The following is a 512-nucleotide window of genomic DNA, read 5'->3' on the forward strand; positions in this document are numbered from 1 at the left end:
GCCGCCGCCGGTGGCCTGGGCGGCTACTTCCGCCGCTGGCGATGGGCGCGACCTACCACGCCGAAACCAACTCCTACGCGCTGGGGCTGTGGCTGCTGGTGCTGGTGGGCACGTTCGCGCTGATTGTGGCCGGCATGCTGCGTGGCACCAAGGGCCGCGGCGGCATGTAACACCGGCCAGGCGCATGCCACATGGGCCTTTGCGGCTGACTTTGGGGTGCCAATGGGGGCATACTGGCGGTAGGCAACCGAAAGGACGCAGATGGCCCTGACCCCCGAAGCGCACCTGGAGTGGATCCTGGATCAGCTGGGCCCCCTGCCGGCCCGGCAACACAGCCTGGCCAACGGCTTCCACCACCTGTACGGCACCGTGCTGGCCGAGGACTTCGCCGCCCGCCACCCGCTGCCGCTGTGGGACAACTCGGCCATGGACGGGTACGCGGTGCGTGCCGCCGACACCCTCGGAGCCAGTGACAGCACGCCGGTCACCCTGCGCGTGCTGGGCGAAATCCC

General features: G+C 70.1%; 1 pseudogene. It reads left to right on the forward strand.

What is annotated here, in order from left to right:
• Positions 1–261: 261 nt before the first annotated feature.
• Positions 262–512 (forward strand): annotated as a pseudogene (locus JCM19049_RS17355) (molybdopterin molybdenumtransferase MoeA); the annotation flags it as partial.

The organism is Arthrobacter sp. JCM 19049 (assembly GCF_001310435.1).